Source organism: Streptomyces sp. NBC_00490 (genome assembly GCF_036013645.1).
Classification (GTDB): domain Bacteria; phylum Actinomycetota; class Actinomycetes; order Streptomycetales; family Streptomycetaceae; genus Streptomyces; species Streptomyces canus_F.
The window spans coordinates 4,791,314-4,811,230 of the sequence record NZ_CP107869.1; the positions used below are offsets into that span (position 1 = coordinate 4,791,314).

Annotated in this window: 20 protein-coding genes; 11 read left to right on the forward strand and 9 right to left on the reverse strand. The window is 71.1% G+C overall.

Annotated features, from left to right (window positions below):
* The first annotated feature begins 9 nt into the window (after nt 1-9).
* On the forward strand, nt 10-645 hold the full coding sequence (locus OG381_RS21545) for a TetR family transcriptional regulator (protein WP_046262934.1): 636 nt from the start codon (nt 10-12) through the stop codon (nt 643-645).
* 78 nt (nt 646-723) lie between these two features.
* Here OG381_RS21545 and OG381_RS21550 read toward each other — a convergent pair whose 3' ends face one another.
* A complete protein-coding gene (locus tag OG381_RS21550; RefSeq protein WP_327717707.1) occupies nt 724-1,176 on the reverse strand; it encodes an Lrp/AsnC family transcriptional regulator in 453 nt (150 codons plus the stop codon).
* Between the two features lie 82 nt (nt 1,177-1,258).
* Between OG381_RS21550 and OG381_RS21555 the strand changes: the two genes are divergently transcribed.
* Nucleotides 1,259-1,876 carry a LysE family translocator gene (locus OG381_RS21555; protein ID WP_327717708.1) on the forward strand — a complete coding sequence of 206 codons (618 nt, stop codon included), beginning with the start codon at nt 1,259-1,261 and terminating at the stop codon, nt 1,874-1,876.
* Nucleotides 1,877-1,880: 4 nt separating this feature from the next.
* Here the strand turns inward: OG381_RS21555 and OG381_RS21560 are convergent, their stop codons facing one another.
* A complete protein-coding gene (locus OG381_RS21560) occupies nt 1,881-2,351 on the reverse strand; it encodes a nitroreductase family deazaflavin-dependent oxidoreductase (protein WP_327717709.1) in 471 nt (156 codons plus the stop codon).
* The gene (locus tag OG381_RS21565; protein ID WP_327717710.1) at nt 2,348-3,553 is read right to left on the reverse strand and encodes an acyl-CoA dehydrogenase family protein; all 1,206 of its coding nucleotides are present in this window, start codon (nt 3,551-3,553) and stop codon (nt 2,348-2,350) included. The genes OG381_RS21560 and OG381_RS21565 overlap by 4 nt, the downstream gene beginning before the upstream one ends.
* Before the next feature lie 83 nt (nt 3,554-3,636).
* On the opposite strand from OG381_RS21565, the gene OG381_RS21570 reads away from it, so the two are divergent.
* Nucleotides 3,637-4,788, forward strand: a complete 1,152-nt coding sequence (locus OG381_RS21570) for a thiolase C-terminal domain-containing protein (protein ID WP_327717711.1) — start codon at nt 3,637-3,639, stop codon at nt 4,786-4,788.
* 19 nt (nt 4,789-4,807) lie between these two features.
* On the opposite strand, the gene OG381_RS21575 is transcribed toward OG381_RS21570, so the two are convergent.
* On the reverse strand, nt 4,808-6,124 hold the full coding sequence (locus tag OG381_RS21575; protein ID WP_327717712.1) for a hypothetical protein: 1,317 nt from the start codon (nt 6,122-6,124) through the stop codon (nt 4,808-4,810).
* Nucleotides 6,125-6,370: 246 nt separating this feature from the next.
* Between OG381_RS21575 and OG381_RS21580 the strand changes: the two genes are divergently transcribed.
* The gene (locus OG381_RS21580; RefSeq protein WP_327717713.1) at nt 6,371-6,799 is read left to right on the forward strand and encodes a pyridoxamine 5'-phosphate oxidase family protein; all 429 of its coding nucleotides are present in this window, start codon (nt 6,371-6,373) and stop codon (nt 6,797-6,799) included.
* Nucleotides 6,800-6,856: 57 nt separating this feature from the next.
* Here the strand turns inward: OG381_RS21580 and OG381_RS21585 are convergent, their stop codons facing one another.
* A complete protein-coding gene (locus OG381_RS21585; RefSeq protein WP_327717714.1) occupies nt 6,857-8,071 on the reverse strand; it encodes an RNA-guided endonuclease InsQ/TnpB family protein in 1,215 nt (404 codons plus the stop codon).
* A gap of 51 nt (nt 8,072-8,122) precedes the next feature.
* Between OG381_RS21585 and tnpA the strand changes: the two genes are divergently transcribed.
* On the forward strand, nt 8,123-8,551 hold the full coding sequence (gene tnpA / locus OG381_RS21590) for an IS200/IS605 family transposase (protein WP_327717715.1): 429 nt from the start codon (nt 8,123-8,125) through the stop codon (nt 8,549-8,551).
* Between the two features lie 104 nt (nt 8,552-8,655).
* Nucleotides 8,656-9,321: a pyridoxine/pyridoxamine 5'-phosphate oxidase gene (locus OG381_RS21595; RefSeq protein ID WP_327717716.1), complete on the forward strand. Its 666-nt coding sequence runs from the start codon at nt 8,656-8,658 to the stop codon at nt 9,319-9,321.
* A 146-nt stretch (nt 9,322-9,467) separates the two neighbouring features.
* Here the strand turns inward: OG381_RS21595 and OG381_RS21600 are convergent, their stop codons facing one another.
* The 4 genes from OG381_RS21600 to OG381_RS21615 are packed head-to-tail and all read right to left on the reverse strand — an operon-like array spanning nt 9,468 to nt 11,849.
* The gene (locus tag OG381_RS21600; RefSeq protein ID WP_327717717.1) at nt 9,468-10,337 is read right to left on the reverse strand and encodes a GNAT family N-acetyltransferase; all 870 of its coding nucleotides are present in this window, start codon (nt 10,335-10,337) and stop codon (nt 9,468-9,470) included.
* On the reverse strand, nt 10,334-10,936 hold the full coding sequence (locus OG381_RS21605) for a GNAT family N-acetyltransferase (RefSeq protein ID WP_327717718.1): 603 nt from the start codon (nt 10,934-10,936) through the stop codon (nt 10,334-10,336). The genes OG381_RS21600 and OG381_RS21605 overlap by 4 nt, the downstream gene beginning before the upstream one ends.
* 55 nt (nt 10,937-10,991) lie before the next feature.
* A complete protein-coding gene (locus OG381_RS21610) occupies nt 10,992-11,384 on the reverse strand; it encodes a Zn-ribbon domain-containing OB-fold protein (protein WP_327717719.1) in 393 nt (130 codons plus the stop codon).
* A 15-nt stretch (nt 11,385-11,399) separates the two neighbouring features.
* Nucleotides 11,400-11,849: a DoxX family protein gene (locus tag OG381_RS21615; RefSeq protein WP_327717720.1), complete on the reverse strand. Its 450-nt coding sequence runs from the start codon at nt 11,847-11,849 to the stop codon at nt 11,400-11,402.
* A gap of 201 nt (nt 11,850-12,050) precedes the next feature.
* Here OG381_RS21615 and OG381_RS21620 point away from each other — a divergent pair, with 201 nt between their 5' ends.
* The 5 genes from OG381_RS21620 (at nt 12,051) to OG381_RS21640 (ending at nt 19,916) form a co-directional block, all read left to right on the forward strand.
* Nucleotides 12,051-13,661: a subtype B tannase gene (locus OG381_RS21620; RefSeq protein WP_327717721.1), complete on the forward strand. Its 1,611-nt coding sequence runs from the start codon at nt 12,051-12,053 to the stop codon at nt 13,659-13,661.
* Between the two features lie 250 nt (nt 13,662-13,911).
* Complete coding sequence (locus tag OG381_RS21625; RefSeq protein WP_327717722.1) at nt 13,912-15,102, forward strand: flavin-containing monooxygenase; 1,191 nt, start codon at nt 13,912-13,914, stop codon at nt 15,100-15,102.
* A 154-nt stretch (nt 15,103-15,256) separates the two neighbouring features.
* The gene (locus OG381_RS21630; RefSeq protein ID WP_443061920.1) at nt 15,257-16,780 is read left to right on the forward strand and encodes a flavin monoamine oxidase family protein; all 1,524 of its coding nucleotides are present in this window, start codon (nt 15,257-15,259) and stop codon (nt 16,778-16,780) included.
* Between the two features lie 119 nt (nt 16,781-16,899).
* Complete coding sequence (locus OG381_RS21635; protein ID WP_327717724.1) at nt 16,900-19,125, forward strand: acetate--CoA ligase family protein; 2,226 nt, start codon at nt 16,900-16,902, stop codon at nt 19,123-19,125.
* Nucleotides 19,125-19,916 carry an enoyl-CoA hydratase/isomerase family protein gene (locus tag OG381_RS21640; RefSeq protein ID WP_327717725.1) on the forward strand — a complete coding sequence of 264 codons (792 nt, stop codon included), beginning with the start codon at nt 19,125-19,127 and terminating at the stop codon, nt 19,914-19,916. Before OG381_RS21635 ends, OG381_RS21640 begins: the two co-directional genes overlap by 1 nt.
* Nucleotide 19,917: the final 1 nt, after the last annotated feature.

A 19,917-nucleotide genomic window follows, 5' to 3' on the forward strand; every position in this document is an offset into this window, starting at 1 on the left:
ACAGGACAAGTGCGTACCGTCGACGGCCGCGTGGCCGGCCGGCGTGGGCAGGCGACCCGGCAGAAGCTGCTCGACTGCCTCAGCGAGATGCTCAGCTCCTCCCCTTACCGGGACGTCAAAGTCATCGATGTCGCCCGGAAAGCGGGCACTTCGCCCGCGACCTTCTACCAGTACTTCCCGGACGTCGAGGGCGCCGTCCTGGAGATCGCCGAGCAAATGGCCACCGAGGGCGGCCAGTTGACCCAGCTGCTCGAGGGCAGATCCTGGGTCGGCAAGGCGGGCTGGCAGACGGCGCAGGAACTTGTGGACGGTTTTCTCGAGTTCTGGCGCAGGAACGACGCGATCCTCAGGGTCGTCGACCTCGGCGCCGCCGAGGGCGACAAGCGGTTCTACAAGCTCCGTATGAAGATCCTGAACTCCGTGAACAACTCCCTGTCCGACTCGGTCGCCGAGTTGCAGGCCAAGGGCAAGGTCGACAAGGACGTGAACCCGGCGGCGGTCGCCGGTTCACTGGTCGCGATGCTCGCGGCGGTCGCCTCGCACCAGAAGGGCTTCCAGACATGGGGCGTCAAACAGGCTGAACTCAAGCCGAACCTGGCGCTGTTGGTGCATCTGGGCGTGACCGGAAAGAAGCCGACCAAGTAACCGACAATCTTTTTCCAGGCACCAAGTCCTGTCTGGCAGGCGGTGGTTCACACGAGTGAGCCGCCGCCTGCCGTGTTTTCACGCCGGTAGCGGCCGGTCCTTCACGACATGCTTCATCACGAGCGTGGACGTCAGCCGCTGCACCCCCGGCAGCGTGGCCAGCCGCTCGTCGTACAGCCGTTGATAGGCCGTGAGGTCCGCCGCGACCACCCGCAGCAGATAGTCAGGCTCCCCGAACAGCCGCTGCGCCTCCTGCACGCCCTCCACCTCCGCGAGTGCCCGCTCGAACCCGGCGACGGTGTCCCGGTCCTCCTGCCGCATGGTGACGAAGACGAGCGCCTCGAAGTTCAGCCCGAGAGCCGAGGGCTCCACGACCGCCCGGTACCCGCTGATGGCGCCGGCCCGCTCCAGCTCCCGCAGCCGCCGGTGGCAGGGCGAGACGCTGAGCCGTACCCGTGCCGCCAGCTCGGTCACGGTCAGCCGCCCGTCCTGCTGGAGCTCGGCAAGAATTTTCCGGTCCACGTCGTCCATGGGGGAGATCTTCCCCCAGAACATCCGATCAAGGGCAAACTTCAGAAACACTTTCGGGCCATTCACGCCTAATGTCCCCTCCATGAACTCGGGAACCCTCCTCTCCTTCCTCGCCGTGGACCTCCTGCTGGTCTGCGTGCCGGGCGCCGACTGGGCGTACGCGATATCCGCGGGTCTGCGCGGACGCTCGGTGGCGTGGGCGGTGGGCGGCCTGGTGTCCGGGTACGCGCTGCACACGGCGCTCGCGGTGGCGGGCCTGGCGGTGCTGGTGGCCGGCGAGCCCGGTCTGCTGACCGCGCTGACGGTGGCGGGGGCCGGGTATCTGGTGTGGCTGGGATGGAGCGTGCTGCGCAGGCCGGGCGTCCCCGGCACCGCGGAGGGGCCCGTGGAGAGCTCCGACGCCCGTGTCTTCCTGCGGGGCGCGACGATCAGCGGCCTGAACCCCAAGGGGCTGCTGCTCTACCTCTCGGTCCTGCCGCAGTTCCTCACCACGACGGGCGCCCCCGTACCCGTCCAGACGGCCACCCTCGGCGTGCTGCACATGGTGTGCTGCGCCGCCGTCTATCTGACGGTCGGCCTCGCGGCCCGCGCGGTCCTGGGCGCCCGCCCGGCGGCGGCGCGCGCGGTCACCCGTACCTCGGGCGCCGCGATGCTGGGAATCGGCGCGTTCCTGCTGGTCCAGCGCCTGGCGACGCTCTAGGGGATCACTTCCGTACGATCCGGAACAGCCGTATCTCCCGCTCGATCCGGGCCTGGTACGTCGCGTACGGCGGCCAGAAGGCCAGTGCCGCCTGCCATACGGCGGCCCGCTCCTCCCCTTCCAGCAGACGGGCCGTCACGGCGATGTCGGCGCCCTTCCAGCTGATCCGGGCGTCGGGACGGGCCATCAGGTTGGCGGTCCAGGCGGGATGCCCGTCCCGTCCGAAGTTGGACCCGATGAGAATCCAGCTCCGCCCGCCCTCCTCGGGCATACAGGCAAGCGGCGTACGGCGCGTCAGCCCGCTGCGCGCGCCGACGGACGTCAGGATCACGCCCGGCAGCATCTGCGCGCTGAGGATGACCTTCCCGCGCGTGAGCCGGTGCACGGCCCGGTCCAGCGCCGGAATGACATGCGGGGCGACCTTGGCGAACCCCCGCGTGGACGAGATCCTCTGTACCGCGCGTTCCCCGATCACACCGCCACCTCCGGCTGCCCGGCCACCTCGAAGAGCCGTGCCGCGTCGGCCGCGTGCGCCCGCAGCCGGTGCACCGGCCCGAACAGCAGCTCGTCGCCGGCGGCCCGCTTGAAATACAGCTGGACGTCGTGCTCCCAGGTGAAGCCGATGCCCCCGTGCAACTGGATGGCTTCACCGGCGGCCGCGCGCAGCGCCTCCAGCCCCTGGGCGAGGGCGAGCCCGCCCACCCGCTCCCCGTGCACGGTGGCCCAGGCCGCGTAGTAGGCCGCCGAACGCGCCGCCTGCACCTGCACATACACATCGGCCAGCCGGTGCTTGACCGCCTGGAACGATCCGATGGCCCGCCCGAACTGCTCCCGCTGCTTCACGTACTCGACGGTCCGCTCCAGCACCCGGTCGGCGGCCCCGACGGCCTCGCAGGCGAGGAAGGCGGCGGCGAAGTCCCCGAGCCGGGCCAGCGCGCCAAGCCCGTCGGCACTCTCGTCGCCCAGCAACCGGGCCCGCACGTTCCGCAGTTGGAGCCGGGCGAGCGGGCGGGTGGCGTCGAGGGCGGTCTGCCGTACCCGCACGAGCCCGTCGGCGTCCCCGGGAACGAGGAAGACAAGGGTGCGGGACCGGGCGAACCCGCCGGTGTGCGCGGCGACGAGCAGCATCCCGGCGCAGTGCCCGTCGAGCACGTGCTCGATCTCGCCGTACAACCGCCAGCCGTCCCCCTCCCCGTCGGCACCGCCACCCTGGACCCGTCGAGCCTGTACGCCTCCCGCGCGCCCGCCGCCCGCCCAGTCCCCGCAGTTGTCCCCGGTGAGTGCGAGACCGGCTGCGGGTGCGGCGAGGGCGGCGGTGAGGGAGCCGTCGGCGATCCGGGGCAGCAGTTCGTCCCGCTGGGCCTCCGTCCCGGTCGCGAGGACGAGCGGGGCGGCGAGGACGGCGGTGGCGAGCAGGGGCGAGGGGGCGAGGACCCGTCCCGTCTCCTCTCCCGCGAGGGCGAGTTCGGTGGCGGAGCAGCCCGCGCCCCCGTACCGCTCGGGAAGGGCGAGTCCGGGCAGTCCGAGCTGCTCGGAGAGGGTGGCCCACAACCCGGCGTCGTACCCCTGCGGACGGTCGACGGCGGCCCGCGCCTCCTGGGCCCCGCACCGCTTGTGCAGGAGTTCGCGCAGGGTGCGGCGGATCTCCTCCTGCTCGGTGGTGAAGCCGGCGTCCATGGCGACCCCTTCCCTCCGGATCTGACGGTCCGTCATATTAGGAGCGGCGGGTCGATATGGACAGACAGAGGGAGAGACCATTCATGACGGCCGGAACCCGGAAAGTCGCCGTGGTCGGTGTGTCCCTCTCCGACTGCGGCCGCGTGGACGACGCGACGCCGTACACCCTGCACGCCCAGGCCGCCCGCCGGGCCCTGGCGGACGCGGGACTCGACAGGTCGCTGGTGGACGGCCTCGCCTCGGCGGGCACGGGGGTGCTGGCCCCGGTGGAGGTGGCGGAGTACCTGGGCCTGCGCCCCACCTGGACGGACTCCACCTCGGTGGGCGGCTCGACCTGGGAGGTCATGGCGGCCCACGCGACGGACGCGATAGCGGCGGGCCACGCGAACGCGGTCCTCCTGGTCTACGGCTCGACGGCGCGGGCGGACATCAAGGCGGGCAGGCGCACCGGCAACCTCTCCTTCGGCGCCCGCGGCCCCCTCCAGTTCGAAGTCCCCTACGGCCACACGCTGATCGCCAAGTACGCGATGGCAGCCCGCCGCCACATGATCGAACACGGCACGACGATCGAGCAGTTGGCGGAGGTCGCGGTCCAGGCGAGGGCGAACGCGGCCCTGAACCCGGAGGCGATGTTCCGCACCCCGATCACCGTCGACGACGTGCTGTCCGGCCCGATGATCGCGGACCCCTTCACCAAGCTGCACTGCTGCATCCGCTCGGACGGCGGGGCGGCGGTCCTGCTGGCGGCGGAGGAGTACGTACGCGACTGCCGCACCGCCCCCGTCTGGATCCTCGGCACCGGGGAGCACCTCTCGCACGCCACGATGTCGGAGTGGCCCGACTTCACGGTGTCGCCGGCGGCGGTGAGCGGACGTCTGGCGTTCGAGCGGGCGGGGGTGCGCCCGGAGGAGATCGACCTCGCCGAGATCTACGACGCCTTCACCTACATGACGCTGGTGACGCTGGAGGACCTGGGCTTCTGCAAGAAGGGGGAGGGCGGAGCGTTCGTGCAGTCCCGCACTCTGCCGGTGAACACGGACGGCGGCGGCCTGTCGGCCCAGCACCCGGGGATGCGGGGCCTGTTCCTCCTGGTCGAGGCGGTACGACAGCTGCGCGGCGAGACAGGTGAGCGCCAAGTACGGGCCAGGGACGGCGGCTTGCCCCGGCTGGCCGTGGCGTCCGGCACGGGGGGCTGGTTCTGTTCCTCGGGGACGGTGATCCTGGGCCGGGGGTGAGCCGGGCCCCGGACACCGCCTACCGCTCGCCCCGGACCCTGATGACGGCCTCGTCGTTGCCGGGCTCCGGGTCCCGGCGGCCGACGTCCCAGGGGGCGGTCGGGTCCGGCTCCTCCAGGGACAGGGTGCCCTCGCCCGGTTCGCCGAGGGTCATGGTGAACTCGAAGGAGCGGGAGTCGCCGGGGGCGAGATCTCCGACGGCGCAGGTGTACGCGTACCCGTTGCTCTCGCAGTACTCCTGGTAGACGCCGTCGTCGTACTCCTCCATGGGCTGCTTGACCATGGCCGTCTCGAAGGGCGGGCTGAACACCAGCTCGGCCGCGGCACCGGCGTCGGCGGGGCCGTTGTTGCGGACCGTGATCTCGAAGGTGCGCCGGTCGCCGGGTTCGCCGACCAGGGTCACATCGGAGACCTCGTAGTCGGCGTAGGAGTCGAGCACGACGTACGTACTCCCCCCGCCCCCGACGTAGGGCCCCTTGACGGCCTTGGTCTTCTCGGGCCGGAGTTCCGGGCCGTCGCCGAAGTCGCCGCCCTTCGGAGCGGTCTTGTAGTGCCCCGGCCCCATGTCCAGCGCCCAGACGTCCTTGCCGTAGGAGACGTACATGTCCTCCTCCGCCGTACGCAGCCGCACGGCGGGCCGCAGGACGACGGTCTCCCCGGGGCCGATCGTCAGCTCCGGGTACTCACAGACGGCGACGTGGTCCTTGCTCCGCGGTGGGTAACGGCAGTTGGAGTACTTCTCCGCGAAACCCGCGCTGCTCGCGCTCAGTTCCACCCCCAGCCCCTTCACCGGCAGCTCTCCGGTGTTCCGCACGACGACGGGGTCCGTCAGCTCGGCCCCGGGCCGCGGCCCGTCCTTCTCGTACTCGGGCGCCAGGGCCTCCACCACCGGCTCCCCCACGACGAACCGGGTCCTCGCGGTGAGCTTCTTCCCGTCCTTCGTGGTGTACGTGTAGGTCACGACCGCCGAGTCCCCGACCTCGGCCCCCTCGGCCGCCACCACCTTGGCGCGGGGCGCGTCGGCCCAGTTGCTGTAGTCGCCGTCGACCTCGCACGTCACATGGGCCGAACTGCCTTTGCACCCGCCGTACTTGCGGATCACGACCGTGTCCTGCCCGCTCTTCGGCACATCCGCGGCGAGCGTCCGGACGCCGGGCTCGTCACCGTCCTCGGCCTTGAGCTCGTACGGCATCTTGTCCCGCACACCGGCCTTGTCGCCCTGGGGACGGAGGTAGAAGACCGCGGGTGCGGTGAGGGACGGCGGCTCTTCGCCGTCGCCGGAGCACGCGGTGAGGGAGGCAGCGAGGAGGAGGACCGCCGCGGCCAGGCGCCTCAACGGACGGTGGGGACGGGGGCCGTGCCGAGGCAGATGGCGCCTTCGCCGGCGCCGGGGCTCGACGTGAACCACGTCAGTTCGGTGTGCACAGCTGTCCCGCTCTCCCTCTCCGGTCCGGGGATCAACGTACTGCCGCGCCCTTCGACGTACCCGCGCCGGACGGGAACATCCTTCCCCTCAGCCGGTGTTGTGGCCTACCGGAACGGTGAGTTCGTGAGGCAGCCGCACACCTCTGGAGGAGACCGTATGACCGCCCTGACCCGGTTGGAACGCGAGCAATTCCTGGCCGAACCCCATGTGGCCGCGCTGTCGGTGGACGCCGGAGAGGGACGGGCGCCGCTCTCCGTGCCGATCTGGTACCAGTACGAGCCCGGCGGCGACATCTGGATCATCACCGGCCTCGGCTCCCGCAAGCAGCGCCTGATCGAGGCGGCGGGCCGCTTCTCCCTCATGGTGGACACGGTCGAGCCGAAGCTGAAGTACGTGTCGGTGGAGGGCCCGGTCCTGGAGACCACCCCCGCCACGATCGAACTCCTCCGGGAGATGTCTGCACGCTACCTGCCGCCCGAGAAGGTGGAGGCGTACGTCGACTTCGCCTGGAAGAACCACGGCGAGCAGGTGATCATCCGGCTGCGCCCGGAGCGCTGGGTGTCCTCGGACATCGGTTCGTTGTAGACGGCGGGTGAGAATCGGGTCGTGACTCCTCCCCCGGCTGAAGCCGGGGGCTTCTCGTTACGCCAGGTTGGCGTCGCGACGGACCAGCCCGGCCCGTAGAACGTTGATCGCCCCGACCGTGTCGGCGTGCGCGGTGTGGCCGCACGAGACGCAGTGGAACTTTTCCTGTGTGGGCCGGTTCTCCTTGGCGGTGTGCCCGCATTCGGGGCAGGTGCGGGAGGTGTTGCGGGGGTCCACGGCGATCACTTCCCGTCCGGCGCTTTCAGCCTTGGCGCGCAGGATCGTCAGGAACACCCCCCATCCGGCATCGTTGATCGACCTATTGAGCCCGGCCTTCGCGGCGGCCCCGTTAGGCAGGAAGGTATCCGGCCGGTCGGGGTCGGGCTTCGGTGCGGGGGCCTTGCTCATGTTGCGGATCTTGAGTTCTTCGTGCGCGATGACGTCGTGTGCGCGGACCAGGCCGAGCGCTGTCTTGTGTGCGTGGTCGAGCCGCTGACGACGCACCTTGCCGTGCAGTTCGGCGACCTTCTCCACCGCGCGCTGGTGGTTGGCGGTGCGGTCCTTGGCCTTGCGGCGCGGGAACCGGGACAGGGCCTGCTGCGCTGCCTGGAGCTTGTCGGCCGCGCGGCGGCCGTGGCGCGGGTTGGGGACGAAATCGCCGCCCGAGTCGGCCAGGAAGTTCGCGATGCCCAGATCGATGCCGACCACGCTGCCGGTCGCCGGCAGCGGCTGCGGCTGGTCCTGCTCGGCGGTCAGCACGACGAACCACCGACGGCCCTCACGCTTGACCGACACGGTCTTGACCCGGCCGGCCACCGGGCGGTGCTGGTTGACCTTCACATGCCCGACGCCCTGAAGGCGGACGCGGGTGGTCGGGTCGTGCGGGGTGGAGTCCCACCGGCAACCGTCCCCGTCCTTCGGGAAGTCCACCGTGTCGAACCAGGTCCCCCCGCGAAAGCGCGGGTAGCCGGGCGTCTGACCGGACTTGACGCGACGGAAGAACGCGGCGAACGCCTTGTTGAGACGGCGAAGCGTCGCCTGCTGCGAGGAGAACGACCAGCGGCCCTGACGCTCCGGGTCGAACGCCCGGATCTCCTTGAGCTGCGCCGACTGCATCCCGTACTTCACGGTGGTCTTCGAGGCGTGCCGCCAGGCGTCGCGCCGCTCCTGCAAGGCCCCGTTGTAGAGGGAGCAGTGGTCCCGCAGCATCTGGCCCAGCGCCTGCTCCTGGCGGACGGTGGGCCGCAGGAGGAACTTGTACGCACGGATCAACTCAGCCCACCCCCTCCGGTCGAGTTCGCTCGATTTTACTACACTTGGCGTATGTCACCACGCTGGGAACCAGATCCTGACGTCAGACGGGGAAACCACGTCATCTGCAACCTCCACGCACACTTGGTGTTCGTCACCAAGTACCGGCGGGAGGTCTTCAACGACGACATGCTGACCCGCTGCGAGGCGATCATGCGCGACGTGTGCGAGAGCTTCGGCGCGGAACTGCGCGAGTTCAACGGTGAAGGCGACCACGTCCACCTGCTCGTGCACTACCCACCGAAAATCGCCCTGTCCAAGCTCGTCAACAGCCTCAAGGGCGTCAGCTCCCGCTACCTGCGCGCGGAGTACACCGGCCGGATCAACCGGATCGGCACGGGCTCGGTGTTCTGGTCCCCGTCGTATTTCGCGGGGTCCTGCGGCGGCGCACCACTAAGTCTCGTCAAGGACTACATTGACAACCAGAAGCGGCCTGTCTGACCGTCAGAACGAAAGCGCAGAGAACTCCGGCGCTTCGCGCCTCCGGGGCGAAGATCGCATTCCCGCTCGGCCTGAAGGCCGGGATTCCCTGCGAAGATCAAGGGATGGGAACAGATCTTCACGCACTCCTGAGATCACTGCGGGTATGGGCCCCCGAGGCCACCACCCTGCCCCCCTTCGACCCGGCCACCGCCCCCGCCGAACCGCTCCCCCTCTTCACGGAGTGGTTCGCGGAGGCGGTGGCGGCGGGCCAGCCCGAACCGCACACGATGTCCCTGGCCACCTCGGACGAGGAGGGCCACCCGGACGTCCGCACGGTGATGCTGCACGGCGCCGACACCACGGGCTGGACCTTCGCCTCCCACGCCACCAGCCGCAAGGGCCGGCACCTCGCCGCCCGCCCCTACGCGGCCCTGGGCTTCTACTGGCCGACTCTGGGCCGCCAGGTCCGTGTCCGCGGCCCGGTCACCGCGGCCCCCGCCCAGGAGGGCCAGGCCGACCTCCACGCCCGCTCGACGGGCGCCCTGGCCGCCGCGCTCACCGGCCGCCAGAGCGAAGTCCTGCGCTCCCTGGAGGAGTTGGCCGAGGCCTCCGAGACGGCCTGGACCGAGGCCCAGTCGCGACCGGACGCCCCGGTCCCGACGTGGACCCTGTACCGCCTGGCCCCGCAGGAGGTGGAGTTCTTCCAGGGAGACGCCCGACGACGCCATGTACGACTGACGTACCGCCGTACGGAGGAGGGGTGGACGTCGACCCTGCTCTGGCCGTGAGCCACGCGCGCCGGGGTCGGGCAGGGAGGGGTCGGGCAGGGCGGGAGGGACTGGCAGATCTGTCCCCCTCCGGGCTCCGCTGACCTGCGGCTTTCCCCACACCTCTGGGACACATCCGCCCATCACCCCTGCCCTGCCCACCGGGGTCAGCCGAGGAAGTCGTACACCTCGAACTCGGCCATTCCCCGGTAGCCCAGCCTCCGGTACAGGCCGTTGCTCGTGGTGTTCGCCAGATCCGTGAACAGCAGCACGTCGTCGGCCCCGGCCGCCAGCGCGCCCCGGCTCGCCGCCACCGTCGCGGCTCCCGCGTAGCCCCGCCCCCGGAGCTCGGCCGGCGTGTAGACGGGCGCCACCCGTATCTGCCCGGCGACCATGGGATGCGTTCCGGCCATGGACACGGGCACCCCGTCCGGGGTCTCCCAGAGCACCACGCCCCCGGAGCGGATCCGGGCGTCCGCCCAGGACTCGGCGTCGCCGGCGGCGACATTTCCGACGGCCTCGGCGAACTCCTCGTGCCAGCGCGTCAGCAGCTCGCGGTCCGGCGCCCCCGCGACCCTGGCCCGGCCCTGGGGCACCGGAGACGGTGGCGTCAACTCGCCGAGGCGGTAGAGCCGTTGGCGCTGACGCAGCTCGGCCTTGGCGCCCGTGCGCCGCTGCCACGCCTCCGCGAAGGCACCGGCCGTCGCCTGCTCGGCGGACACCCCCGGCAGGGCGTGCCCGAGCCCCGCCAACTGCTCGGCCAGCGCCTCCAGCATCGGCCCCTCCTCCGCCTCCGGCACGGTGAGCGGCGTGAGGGTCAGCCGGTACGGCGGCGTACGGAACCACGCCCCCCGGACCGCGCCCCCGCCCTCCAGCACCCCGAAGACCGGCGCCTCCGCCCCGTACGCCTGCGGCCCCCGCACCCGCAGCGTCTCGGTCACCGTCAGCGGGACGGTGTGCAGCACCGGCCGCGAGTGCAGGAAGGTTCCGGCAACGCCGAGGAACTCACCGAGATCCTCGATCACCACCCACCTCATCGGCCCGCCACCTCCGGATCCGTGGACAGTCGGGCGTGCAGATGGACATCCCGGAAGGCGTCCTGCCGTCCCGCCTCGAACATCGCGCCCCGGAGCGTCCCCTCGTAGGGGAATCCGCAGCGCTCCGCTATCCGGCAGGACGCGTCGTGGCCGAGGGCATGGCCGAGTTCGAGGCGGTGCAGGCCGAGGTCGGTGAAGGTCCAGCGGGCGACGAGGGTGAGGGCGCGGGCGGCGACGCGGTGGCCGCGGGCCTCGGGGAGGACCCAGTAGCCGATGCGGGCGACCCGTACGACGTGGTCGATCTCGTGGACGCCGACGTGCCCCAGGGTCGTGTCGCTGTTCGCGTCCGTGACGCGGAAGGCGACGCCGACGCCGTCCGCCGCGGCCTCGGCGGCCGCGCGGAGCGAGGCGCGGGCGTCGTCGAGGCCGGCGATCTCCTTCAGGGGGGTGTTCCAGCGCCGGAACTCGGGGTCGGAGCGGCCGCGCAGCCAGGTCTCGGCGTCCGCGTCGGAGTCCGCGTCCCAGTGGCGCAGGCGCAGCCCGTGGCCGAGCAGTTCGGGAGCGGGGTGGCTCGGGGACCGTTCACGTGTATGGGCCATCGGGCCATTGAATACGGAAGGAGGGCCGCCGATCACCCCTCTCCGGCGGAACATCTCATCCTCTCGGCCGGAACACCGGGATCCCCTGCCGGAAATCGACCTCCAGCGCCATGCCGGCCCGCAGCGTCCGCGGCGGGGCGTCGACGAGTTCCGTCATCATCCGTGGCCCTTCGGCGAGTTGGACGACCGCGGCGACGTAGGGCGTGCGCTCCCCGAAGGGCGGCAGGTCGTTGCGGTGGACGACGGACCAGGTGTAGAGCTCGGCCCGGCCGCTCGCCGGCTCCCATGTCACGTCCTCGCTCCAGCAGTGCGGGCAGAACTCGCGGGGGTAGTGGTGGGTGCGTCCGCACGCCCCGCAGTGGCGTACGAGCAGCCGTCCTTCTTCTGCCGCGTCCCAGTAGGTGCGCGTGAAAGCGTCCGGCTCCGGCACATCGAAGCGCGCGTCCATCAGGAGCCACCTCCCTCAGAAAAGGCCCAGCGCCGCGTCCAGCGACCACTTCTGCCAGGACATCGCGAACAGCGCGACCACCGATATCAGCCCCATCATGGCGTTCTGCCCCTGCTCGGCCCAGTCATGGATCATCAGCGTGAAGTAGAGGACGTTGAGCAGCAGCCCGCCCACCAGGGCCACCGGGGTCAGCAGGCCGGCCACCAGCCCCAGCCCCACCGCCAGTTCCGCGTACACGACGATGTACGCCATCGTCCGCGGCCGGGGCGCGACCACCGTGTCGAAGCCGGAACGGACCGCGTTCCAGCGGTGCTTGGCGGCGACGTCCGCCGCCCACGCGATGCCGGTCCCCCGCTCGAACCAGCCCTTCTTGTCCTTGTGCCGCCAGCTCTCCAGCCACCACAGCCCGAGCCCGATCCGCAGCAGGGCCAGCCATTGCGCGCCGGTGAGCCAGATGGAGTCCATGGATCTGACGGTACGTCAGATAAAGCCCCGCAGGGAAGACCGTGTGTTCCACCTGGGAGAAACCTGTGCGGCGACCTCGAAGCTGTGGGGCCGCGATGAATACGGCAGGATTGTTGGCAATGTTGTCGGCACTCACCTACGTTCGCAGACGCAAGGAGAATCCACCGCGATCCCGGGATCGTGCGAGCGAGAGGGACCACCGTGAAGCACAGGGCAATCAAGCGCAGGAGCGTCGTACTGGGCATCGGCGCGACCGCCGGTGTCGCGGCAGTCGGCGGCATCGCCCTGAACGCGCAGGCGTCGGACACCGGCAGCGGCTCGTCCTCCTCGGACGCCCTGGTCTTCGACAAGGACGCCTACACGGAGCTGACGACGACCGTCACCGACACGGAGGGCACCGAGCACTCGGTGACCTACCACTTCTGGAAGGCGATCACCTACGTCGCCAAGCCGGTGGACGAGAAGTACCAGAGCCTGATCGTCAGCGCCCCCGTCAAGATCGACGGCAAGACGGTCGACGCCTCGAACGCGCCGATCCTGTTCGCGAACTCCATCGGCGGGTACATGCCGTCCTCGGTCGCGGACGCCACCGGGATCGGGGCCGGGGGCATGTCCGGCGGCGGTGCTCCGAGCGGTGCGCCCAGCGCCTCGGCCTCGGCCTCCACCGCCCCCAACGCGAACGGGAACACCAACGCCACCGGCGGTGCCACCGCGAGCAACCAGCTCCTCGCCCTCGCCGCCGGCTACGTCGTCATCGAGCCCGGCGCCCGCGGCCGTACCCTCAAGAACTCCTCCGGCGAGTACTACGGCACCGCTCCCGCCGCGATCGTCGACCTCAAGGCGGCCGTGCGGTACATCAAGTCCAACAAGGGCCGTATCCCCGGCAACGTCGAGCGGATCGTCTCCGCCGGCACCAGCGCGGGCGGCGCCCTGTCCTCGCTGCTCGGCGCGTCCGGCGACAGCTCGATCTACGACAAGCTCCTCAAGGAGATCGGCGCGGCCGACGCCTCCGACGCGATCTTCGCGGTCGGCGCCTGGTGCCCGATCACCGACCTGGAGCACGCCGACGGCGCCTACGAGTGGAACTGGGGCTCCCTCAACACGAAGTCCGGCTCGACCGTCGACCAGACGGTGTCCAAGGCGCTCCGGTCCCAGTTCGCCGAGTACCAGGCGGGCCTGAAGCTGCGCGGCCTGAACGGCTTCGGCTCGCTGAACGCCCGCAACTACGACGAGTACCTGGTCAAGCAGTACCTGGAGCCCTCGGCGACGAAGTACCTCACCGACCTGTCGGACTCCGACCGCGCGACCTACCTGGCGAAGAACACCTTCATCACCTGGAAGAACGGCAAGGCCTCGTTCACCTGGGACGGCTTCCTCGGCCACGTCGGTGCCCGCGGCAAGTCCGCCCCCGCCTTCGACGCCTTCGACCTCTCGGCCGGCGAGAACAACCTGTTCGGCGCGGGCACGACCCAGAACCGCCACTTCACGGCCTACGGCGCCAAGAACGACACCACGGGCCTGAGCACCAAGCGCGTGGCGAGCGACATCCCCGAAAAGCTCAGGCTGATGAATCCGATGTACCACCTGGTGGAGAAGGCCAACGGGAAGCGTTCCAAGCACTGGTGGATCCGCCTCGGCACCAACGACACCGACACCTCGCACGTCATCTCCGCGAACCTCGCCGCCGCCGCGAAGGGTCTCGGGGACGACGTCGACCACCTCTACTACTGGGACCAGGGCCACGGCGCGAACACCGACCCGGGCGACTTCATCACCTGGATCGCCAAGGTGACGGGCCACAAGAAGCGGTGACCCCCGGCCGTACCAGGCCCCGAAGGACGCGGTGCCGGTTTCCCGTCACAGGTCCCCGGCCACCGCCCACCACGGCGCCGAACCCCCTCGTACGCGGGTTCGGCGCCGCGGCTTTCCCGCACTCCGCCCGCACAACCAGGTGACGTACGCCACGAGCCCCACCCACTCCTCCTACAGGCGTGATCAATCCGAAACCAATTCCGGTCTTGACCGAGACCCATCAACCGGAACCCTGATTACGCTCGCGCACATGGCCGACTCCGCAGCGCCCCCCGCGCCCTCCACCGCCCGCCCCGTGTACGTCATCGGCGGCGGTCCGGGCGGCCTCGCCGTCGCCCACGCGCTGCGGGCCCAGGGGATACGTGCCGTGGTGCTGGAGAAGTCCGACCGGGTCGGGGCGTCCTGGCGGCGCCACTACGACCGGCTCCACCTGCACACCACCCGCCGCCTCTCGGCGCTCCCGGGGCTCGCGATGCCGCGCCGGTTCGGGCGCTGGGTGTCACGCGACGACGTCGTGCGCTACCTGGAGAAGTACGCCGAGCACCATGAGCTGGAGATCGTCACCGGCGTGGAGGTCTCCCGCGTCGAACGCTCCCCCGACGGCACCGGCTGGCTTCTGCACGCCACCGGCGGCCGCGAACTGACCGGCGCCGCGGTGGTCGTGGCGACCGGCTACAACCACACACCGCTGGTGCCGGACTGGCCGGGCCTCACCTCGTTCGCCGGCGAGCTCGTGCACGCCGCCGACTACCGCAACCCGAAGCCCTACGCCGACCGGGACGTCCTGGTCGTCGGCGCCGGCAACACCGGTGCCGAGATCGCCGTGGACCTGGTGGAGGGCGGGGCCGGGCGGGTCCGGCTGTCCGTGCGCACCGCCCCGCACATCGTCCGCCGCTCGACGGCGGGCTGGGCCGCCCAGTACACGGGGGTGCTCGTGCGACGGCTGCCGGTCGGGCTGGTCGACCGGCTCGCCCGGCCCCTGGCGAAGCTCAGCGTGCCCGACCTGTCCGGGCACGGTCTGCCCCGCCCCGACACCGGCCTCTACACCCGGGTCCACCAGGGCGCCATCCCCGTCCAGGACGTCGGCCTCATCGACGCCGTGCGCAAGGGCAGGGTCGAGGTCGTCGCCGCCGTCGACGGCTTCGAGAAGGACGAGGTGCTCCTCGCCGACGGCACCCGCATCACCCCGGACACCGTCATCGCGGCCACCGGATACGCCCGCTCCCTGGAGGACCTCGTCGGCCACCTCGGTGTCCTCGACGTGCGGGGGCTGCCGGTGGTCAACGGCGCCCGCTGCCCCGACGACGCCCCCGGCCTCTTCTTCAGCGGCTACGTCACGCCCATCAGCGGCACGTTCCGGGAACTCGCGATCGACGCGGTGAAGATCGCGAAGGCGGTCGCCAAGGACGGGGCCCGGCAGGTCTCCCGACTTCCCGTCTGACACCGAATCCCTCAACTCGCTGACGTACCGCTTCCGTTACTCATGGGTCAGAAGTGCCCGGAGAGCTGTACGGCGCCACCGCATGGGGCCAGAATGTGAGCACTGTTCATGTTCTGGCTCCACTCCAACCTCTCGCACCTGACGGAGGATGCACGTGGCACGTGAAAGACAGCTCCCCCAGCCCGACCGACTCCCCCGGCCCTCCCGGCTCTCCCGCCGCACCCTGCTCGGCGGTGCCGCCGCCACCGCCGGTGCCGCCGCCCTCGCCGGCACCGCGGCCTCGCCCGCCGCCGCGGCCACCCGCGAGGCCGACGTCGTCGTCATCGGCGCCGGGCTCGCCGGCCTCACCGCGGCCCGCGACCTGGTGGCGGCCGGCAAGTCCGTGATCGTCCTGGAGGCCCGTGACCGCGTCGGCGGCCGGGTCGTGAACCTCCCGCTCGCCAACGGCGGGGTCACCGAGGGCGGCGGCGAGTTCATCGGCCCCACCCAGGACCGCATCAAGGCCCTCGCGGACTCCCTCGGCGTGGGCACCTTCGCCACCTACAACACCGGCAAGAACCTCCTCTACAAGGACGGCAAGAAGACCGCGTACGCCACCGACGGTCTCCTCGGCTCGGTCCCGCCCATCGACGCGGCCGGCCTCGCCAACGCCGCGATCGTGCAGGCCACCCTGGACGACCTGGCCAAGCAGATACCGGTCGACGCGCCCTGGACCGCCGCGAAGGCCGACGAATGGGACCGGCAGACCTTCGAGACCTGGCTGCGCGCCAACGCCGTCATCCCGTCGGCCAAGTTCCTCTTCGACGTGGCCTGCACCTCGATCTTCTCGGCCGAACCCCGTGAACTCTCCTTCCTGTTCGTGCTCTTCTACATCGCCGCCGCGGGCAACGAGACCAACGTCGGCACCCTGGAGCGCCTCACCGAGACCGCCAACGGCGCCCAGGAGCTGCGCTTCGTCGGCGGCTCCCAGCTGGTGCCGATCAAGCTCGCCGCCACCCTCGGCGACCGGGTGGTGCTGAACGCCCCGGTGCGCACCATCGCCAAGTCCGGCGCCAAGTACGTCGTGACGGCCGACGGCACCACCGTGACCGCCAAGAAGGTCGTCGTCGCCGTGCCCCCGCCGATCGCCGCCCGCATCACCTACGACCCGCTGCTCCCGGCCTCCCGCGACCAGCTCACCCAGCGGCTGCCGATGGCCTCGGTCGGCAAGGCCATCGCCATCTACGACACCCCGTTCTGGCGTGCCGACGGCCTCAACGGCCAGGTCGTCAGCGACACCGGGATCATCAGCTCCACCTTCGACAACTCCCCGCCCGACGCCTCCTACGGCGCCCTGATGGGCTTCATCGAGGCCGACGAGGCCCGCAAGTACGACGGCGCGAGCGAGGCGGAGGTCAAGGCGGCCGTCCTGAAGGACTACACGACCTACTTCGGCGCGAAAGCGGCCTCCCCCACCTCCTTCGTCCTGCAACGCTGGAACAACGAGACCTACACCCGCGGCGGCCCCGTCTCCATCGCCGCCCCGGGCGTCCTGACCCAGTACGGCCCCTCCCTGCGCACTCCCGTCGGCGGCATCCACTGGGCCGGCACGGAGACCTCCGTCCACTGGATGGGGTTCATGGACGGTGCGGTGCGGTCGGGCGAGCGGGTGGCGAAGGAGGTGCTGGCGGTGCTGTGAGCGGTTCCGTCGGCATGCTCTGCCCAACTTTGTGTGCACGGCCATTCCTGACACAGCGTCAGTTCCTTTAATCTGACACTGCGTCAGTTAATCGCTGTCACACAGGAGCGGGCGGACCGATGCTTGGATCAACCCACGGCACCCTCACCACCGACTCCCGCCGGGCCCGGGTCATCGCTTGCGGCGAGCAACCCGGGCCCGCCGTCCACGGCAGGCCGGCCGAGGTCGACGACCTCGACGTCAGCGGCCGGCCGCTGTACTGCGACGTCCCCGATCTGGACCGGTTCTTCCGGCCGGAGTCGGTCGCCGTCATCGGCGCCTCCGACGCCGAGGGGCGCCCGAACACCGGTGTCACCCGGCAGTTGGTGGCCTGGGCCGAGCGGGTCGGGGCCCGGCTGCACCCGGTGCATCCCACCCGCCCGTCCGTCTTCGGCATCCCCTGCTCCCCTTCCGTCGCCGACCTGCCCGAACAGGTCGATCTCGCCGTGCTGCTGGTCGCCGACCCCCTTCCCGTGGTCGAGGAACTGGCCGAGGCCAAGGTGAAGTTCGCGGTCGTCTTCGCCTCCGGGTTCGCGGAGACCGGCGAGGAGGGCGCCGCCGCCCAGGCCCGGCTCTCCGCGGCCGTACGACGGTCGGGGATGCGGCTGCTGGGGCCCAACACCAACCTCAACGCCTTCGAGCGGTTCCGCGACGACCTCGACGGACCGGCGATCGCCCTCATCACCCAGTCCGGCCACCAGGGCCGCCCCGTCTTCGCCCTCCAGGAGCTCGGCATCCGCCTCTCCCACTGGGCGCCGACCGGCAACGAGGCCGACCTGGAAACCGCCGACTTCCTCTCCTACTTCGCCGAGCGGCCCGAGGTCGGCGCGATCGCCTGCTACCTCGAGGGGCTGAAGGACGGCCGCTCCTTCCTGCTCTCCGCCGACCGGGCCGCCCGCCGCAAGGTGCCGGTGGTCGCGGTCAAGGTGGGCCGCACCGAGACCGGAGCCCGCACGGCCGCCTCCCACACCGGCAAGCTGACCGGCGCGGACACGGTGGTGGACGCGGCGATGCGGCAGTACGGGGTGATCCGCGTCGACGGTCTCGACGAACTCCAGGACACCGCCGCCCTGTTGGCCCGGGCCCGCCCGCCGCACGCCGAGGGGGTCGTCGTCTACTCGATCTCGGGCGGCACGGGCGCGCACTTCGCCGACCTGGCGACGGAGGCGGGGCTGAGCCTGCCCACGCTCTCGGACACCAAGCAGGCCGAGCTGCACCAGTGGATACCCGAGTACCTGAACGTGGCCAACCCCGTGGACAACGGCGGCCATCCGGTCGGCGACTGGCGCGGCCGGAAGATCATCGACGCGATCCTCGACGACCCGGCGGTCGGGGTGCTGATCTGCCCGGTCACCGGCCCCTTCCCGCCCCTGAGCGACAAGCTCGTCCAGGACCTGGTGGACGCGGCCGAGCGCACGGACAAGCTGGTCTGCGTGGTGTGGGGCTCACCGGTCGGCACCGAGCCGGCCTATCGCGAGGTCCTCCTCGGCTCCTCCCGGGTGGCCACCTTCCGCACGGTCGGGAACTGCATCACCGCGGTCCGCGCCTACCTCGACCACCACCGCTTCGTCGCCGCCTACCGCTCCCCCCTCGACGAGGCCCCGCGCACCACGTCCCCGTCCTTCCGCAAGGCACAGGCCCTGATGCGCCCGGGCCAGCAGCTGAGCGAGCACGCGGCGAAGCAACTGCTGCGGGCGTACGGCATCCGCGTACCGCGCGAGCAGCTGGTGACCAGCGCGGCGGCGGCCGTACGGGCGGCGGGCCAGGTGGGCTACCCGGTGGTGATGAAGGCGTCCGGCGCGCAGATCGCCCACAAGACCGAACTCGGTCTGGTGAAGATCGAGCTCACCTCCGCCAGCCAGGTCCGGGACGCCTACCGGGAGCTGACCGACATCGCCCGCTACGAGGGCGTCTGTCTGGACGGCGTCCTGGTCTGCCAGATGGTCGAGCGGGGTGTCGAGATGGTCGTCGGCGTCACCCACGACGACCTCTTCGGACCGACCGTCACGGTCGGGCTCGGCGGGGTGCTGGTCGAGGTCCTGCGCGACACCGCCGTACGTGTGCCGCCCTTCGGGGAGGAACAGGCCCGGGACATGTGCGGTGAGCTGCGCGGGCGGGCCCTGCTGGACGGGGTCCGGGGGCGCCCCCCGGCGGACCTCGACGCGCTCGTCGAGGTCATCCTGCGGGTGCAGCGCATGGCGCTGGAGCTCGGGGACGAGCTGGCCGAACTGGACATCAACCCGCTGATGGTGCTGCCCCGCGGGCAGGGCGCCGTGGCGCTGGACGCGCTGGCGGTGTGCCGCTGATGGCGTCGGCAGGGGTGCGCCAGGAGACACGCGACCAGGTCTCGCACATCACACTCGACCGGCCCGAGGCCCTCAACGCCCTCACCCCCGGACAGCGGGACCACCTCATCGGGCTGCTCGGCGACGCCTCCGGCGACCCGGAGGTGCGGGCCGTGGTGCTGACCGGCACGGGGCGGGGGTTCTGCGCGGGCGCGGATCTGCGAGGGGCGCTCACGGGAGGCGACCGGGTCCCCGGTGACGTGGCCCGCACGATCCGGCTCGGCGCCCAGCGGCTGATCACGGCCGTCCTCGACTGCGAGAAACCCGTGATCGCCGCGGTGAACGGGACGGCGGCGGGCATCGGCGCACACCTCGCGCTCGCCTGCGACCTCGTCCTCGCGGCCGAATCGGCCCGGTTCATCGAGGTGTTCGTGCGCCGGGGACTCGTACCGGACGGAGGCGGCGCGTATCTGCTGACCCGGCTGATCGGCCCGCAACGCGCCAAGGAGCTGATGTTCTTCGGCGACGCGCTGAGCGCCGCCGACGCCGAACGCCTCGGCCTGGTCAACCGGGTCGTGCCGGACGGGGAGCTGGACAAGACGGCCCGTGAATGGGCGGCCCGCCTCGCCGCGGGGCCGACCCGCGCCCTCGTCCTGACCAAGCAGCTCGTCAACGCCTCCCTCGACGGCGACCGCGCCACCGCGTTCGCCGCGGAGGCCGCCGCACAGGAGATCAACATGACGACCGAGGACGCCCAGGAGGGGGTGGCGAGCTTCGTGGAGCGGCGGAGCCCGGAGTTCCGGGGGCGCTGAC

Excerpts from the sequence above, each read along its gene's own strand:
- OG381_RS21615 (WP_327717720.1), bottom strand. The coding sequence starts at position 11,849 with ATGGACTCCATCTGGCTCACCGGCGCGCAATGGCTGGCCCTGCTGCGG.
- OG381_RS21640 (WP_327717725.1), top strand. The coding sequence starts at position 19,125 with ATGGCGTCGGCAGGGGTGCGCCAGGAGACACGCGACCAGGTCTCGCAC.
- OG381_RS21605 (WP_327717718.1), bottom strand. The coding sequence starts at position 10,936 with ATGGCCCATACACGTGAACGGTCCCCGAGCCACCCCGCTCCCGAACTG.
- OG381_RS21595 (WP_327717716.1), top strand. The coding sequence starts at position 8,656 with ATGGGAACAGATCTTCACGCACTCCTGAGATCACTGCGGGTATGGGCC.
- tnpA (WP_327717715.1), top strand. The coding sequence starts at position 8,123 with ATGTCACCACGCTGGGAACCAGATCCTGACGTCAGACGGGGAAACCAC.
- OG381_RS21580 (WP_327717713.1), top strand. The coding sequence starts at position 6,371 with ATGACCGCCCTGACCCGGTTGGAACGCGAGCAATTCCTGGCCGAACCC.
- OG381_RS21600 (WP_327717717.1), bottom strand. The coding sequence starts at position 10,337 with ATGAGGTGGGTGGTGATCGAGGATCTCGGTGAGTTCCTCGGCGTTGCC.
- OG381_RS21625 (WP_327717722.1), top strand. The coding sequence starts at position 13,912 with ATGGCCGACTCCGCAGCGCCCCCCGCGCCCTCCACCGCCCGCCCCGTG.
- OG381_RS21635 (WP_327717724.1), top strand. The coding sequence starts at position 16,900 with ATGCTTGGATCAACCCACGGCACCCTCACCACCGACTCCCGCCGGGCC.
- OG381_RS21550 (WP_327717707.1), bottom strand. The coding sequence starts at position 1,176 with ATGGACGACGTGGACCGGAAAATTCTTGCCGAGCTCCAGCAGGACGGG.
- OG381_RS21570 (WP_327717711.1), top strand. The coding sequence starts at position 3,637 with ATGACGGCCGGAACCCGGAAAGTCGCCGTGGTCGGTGTGTCCCTCTCC.
- OG381_RS21565 (WP_327717710.1), bottom strand. The coding sequence starts at position 3,553 with ATGGACGCCGGCTTCACCACCGAGCAGGAGGAGATCCGCCGCACCCTG.
- OG381_RS21555 (WP_327717708.1), top strand. The coding sequence starts at position 1,259 with ATGAACTCGGGAACCCTCCTCTCCTTCCTCGCCGTGGACCTCCTGCTG.
- OG381_RS21610 (WP_327717719.1), bottom strand. The coding sequence starts at position 11,384 with ATGGACGCGCGCTTCGATGTGCCGGAGCCGGACGCTTTCACGCGCACC.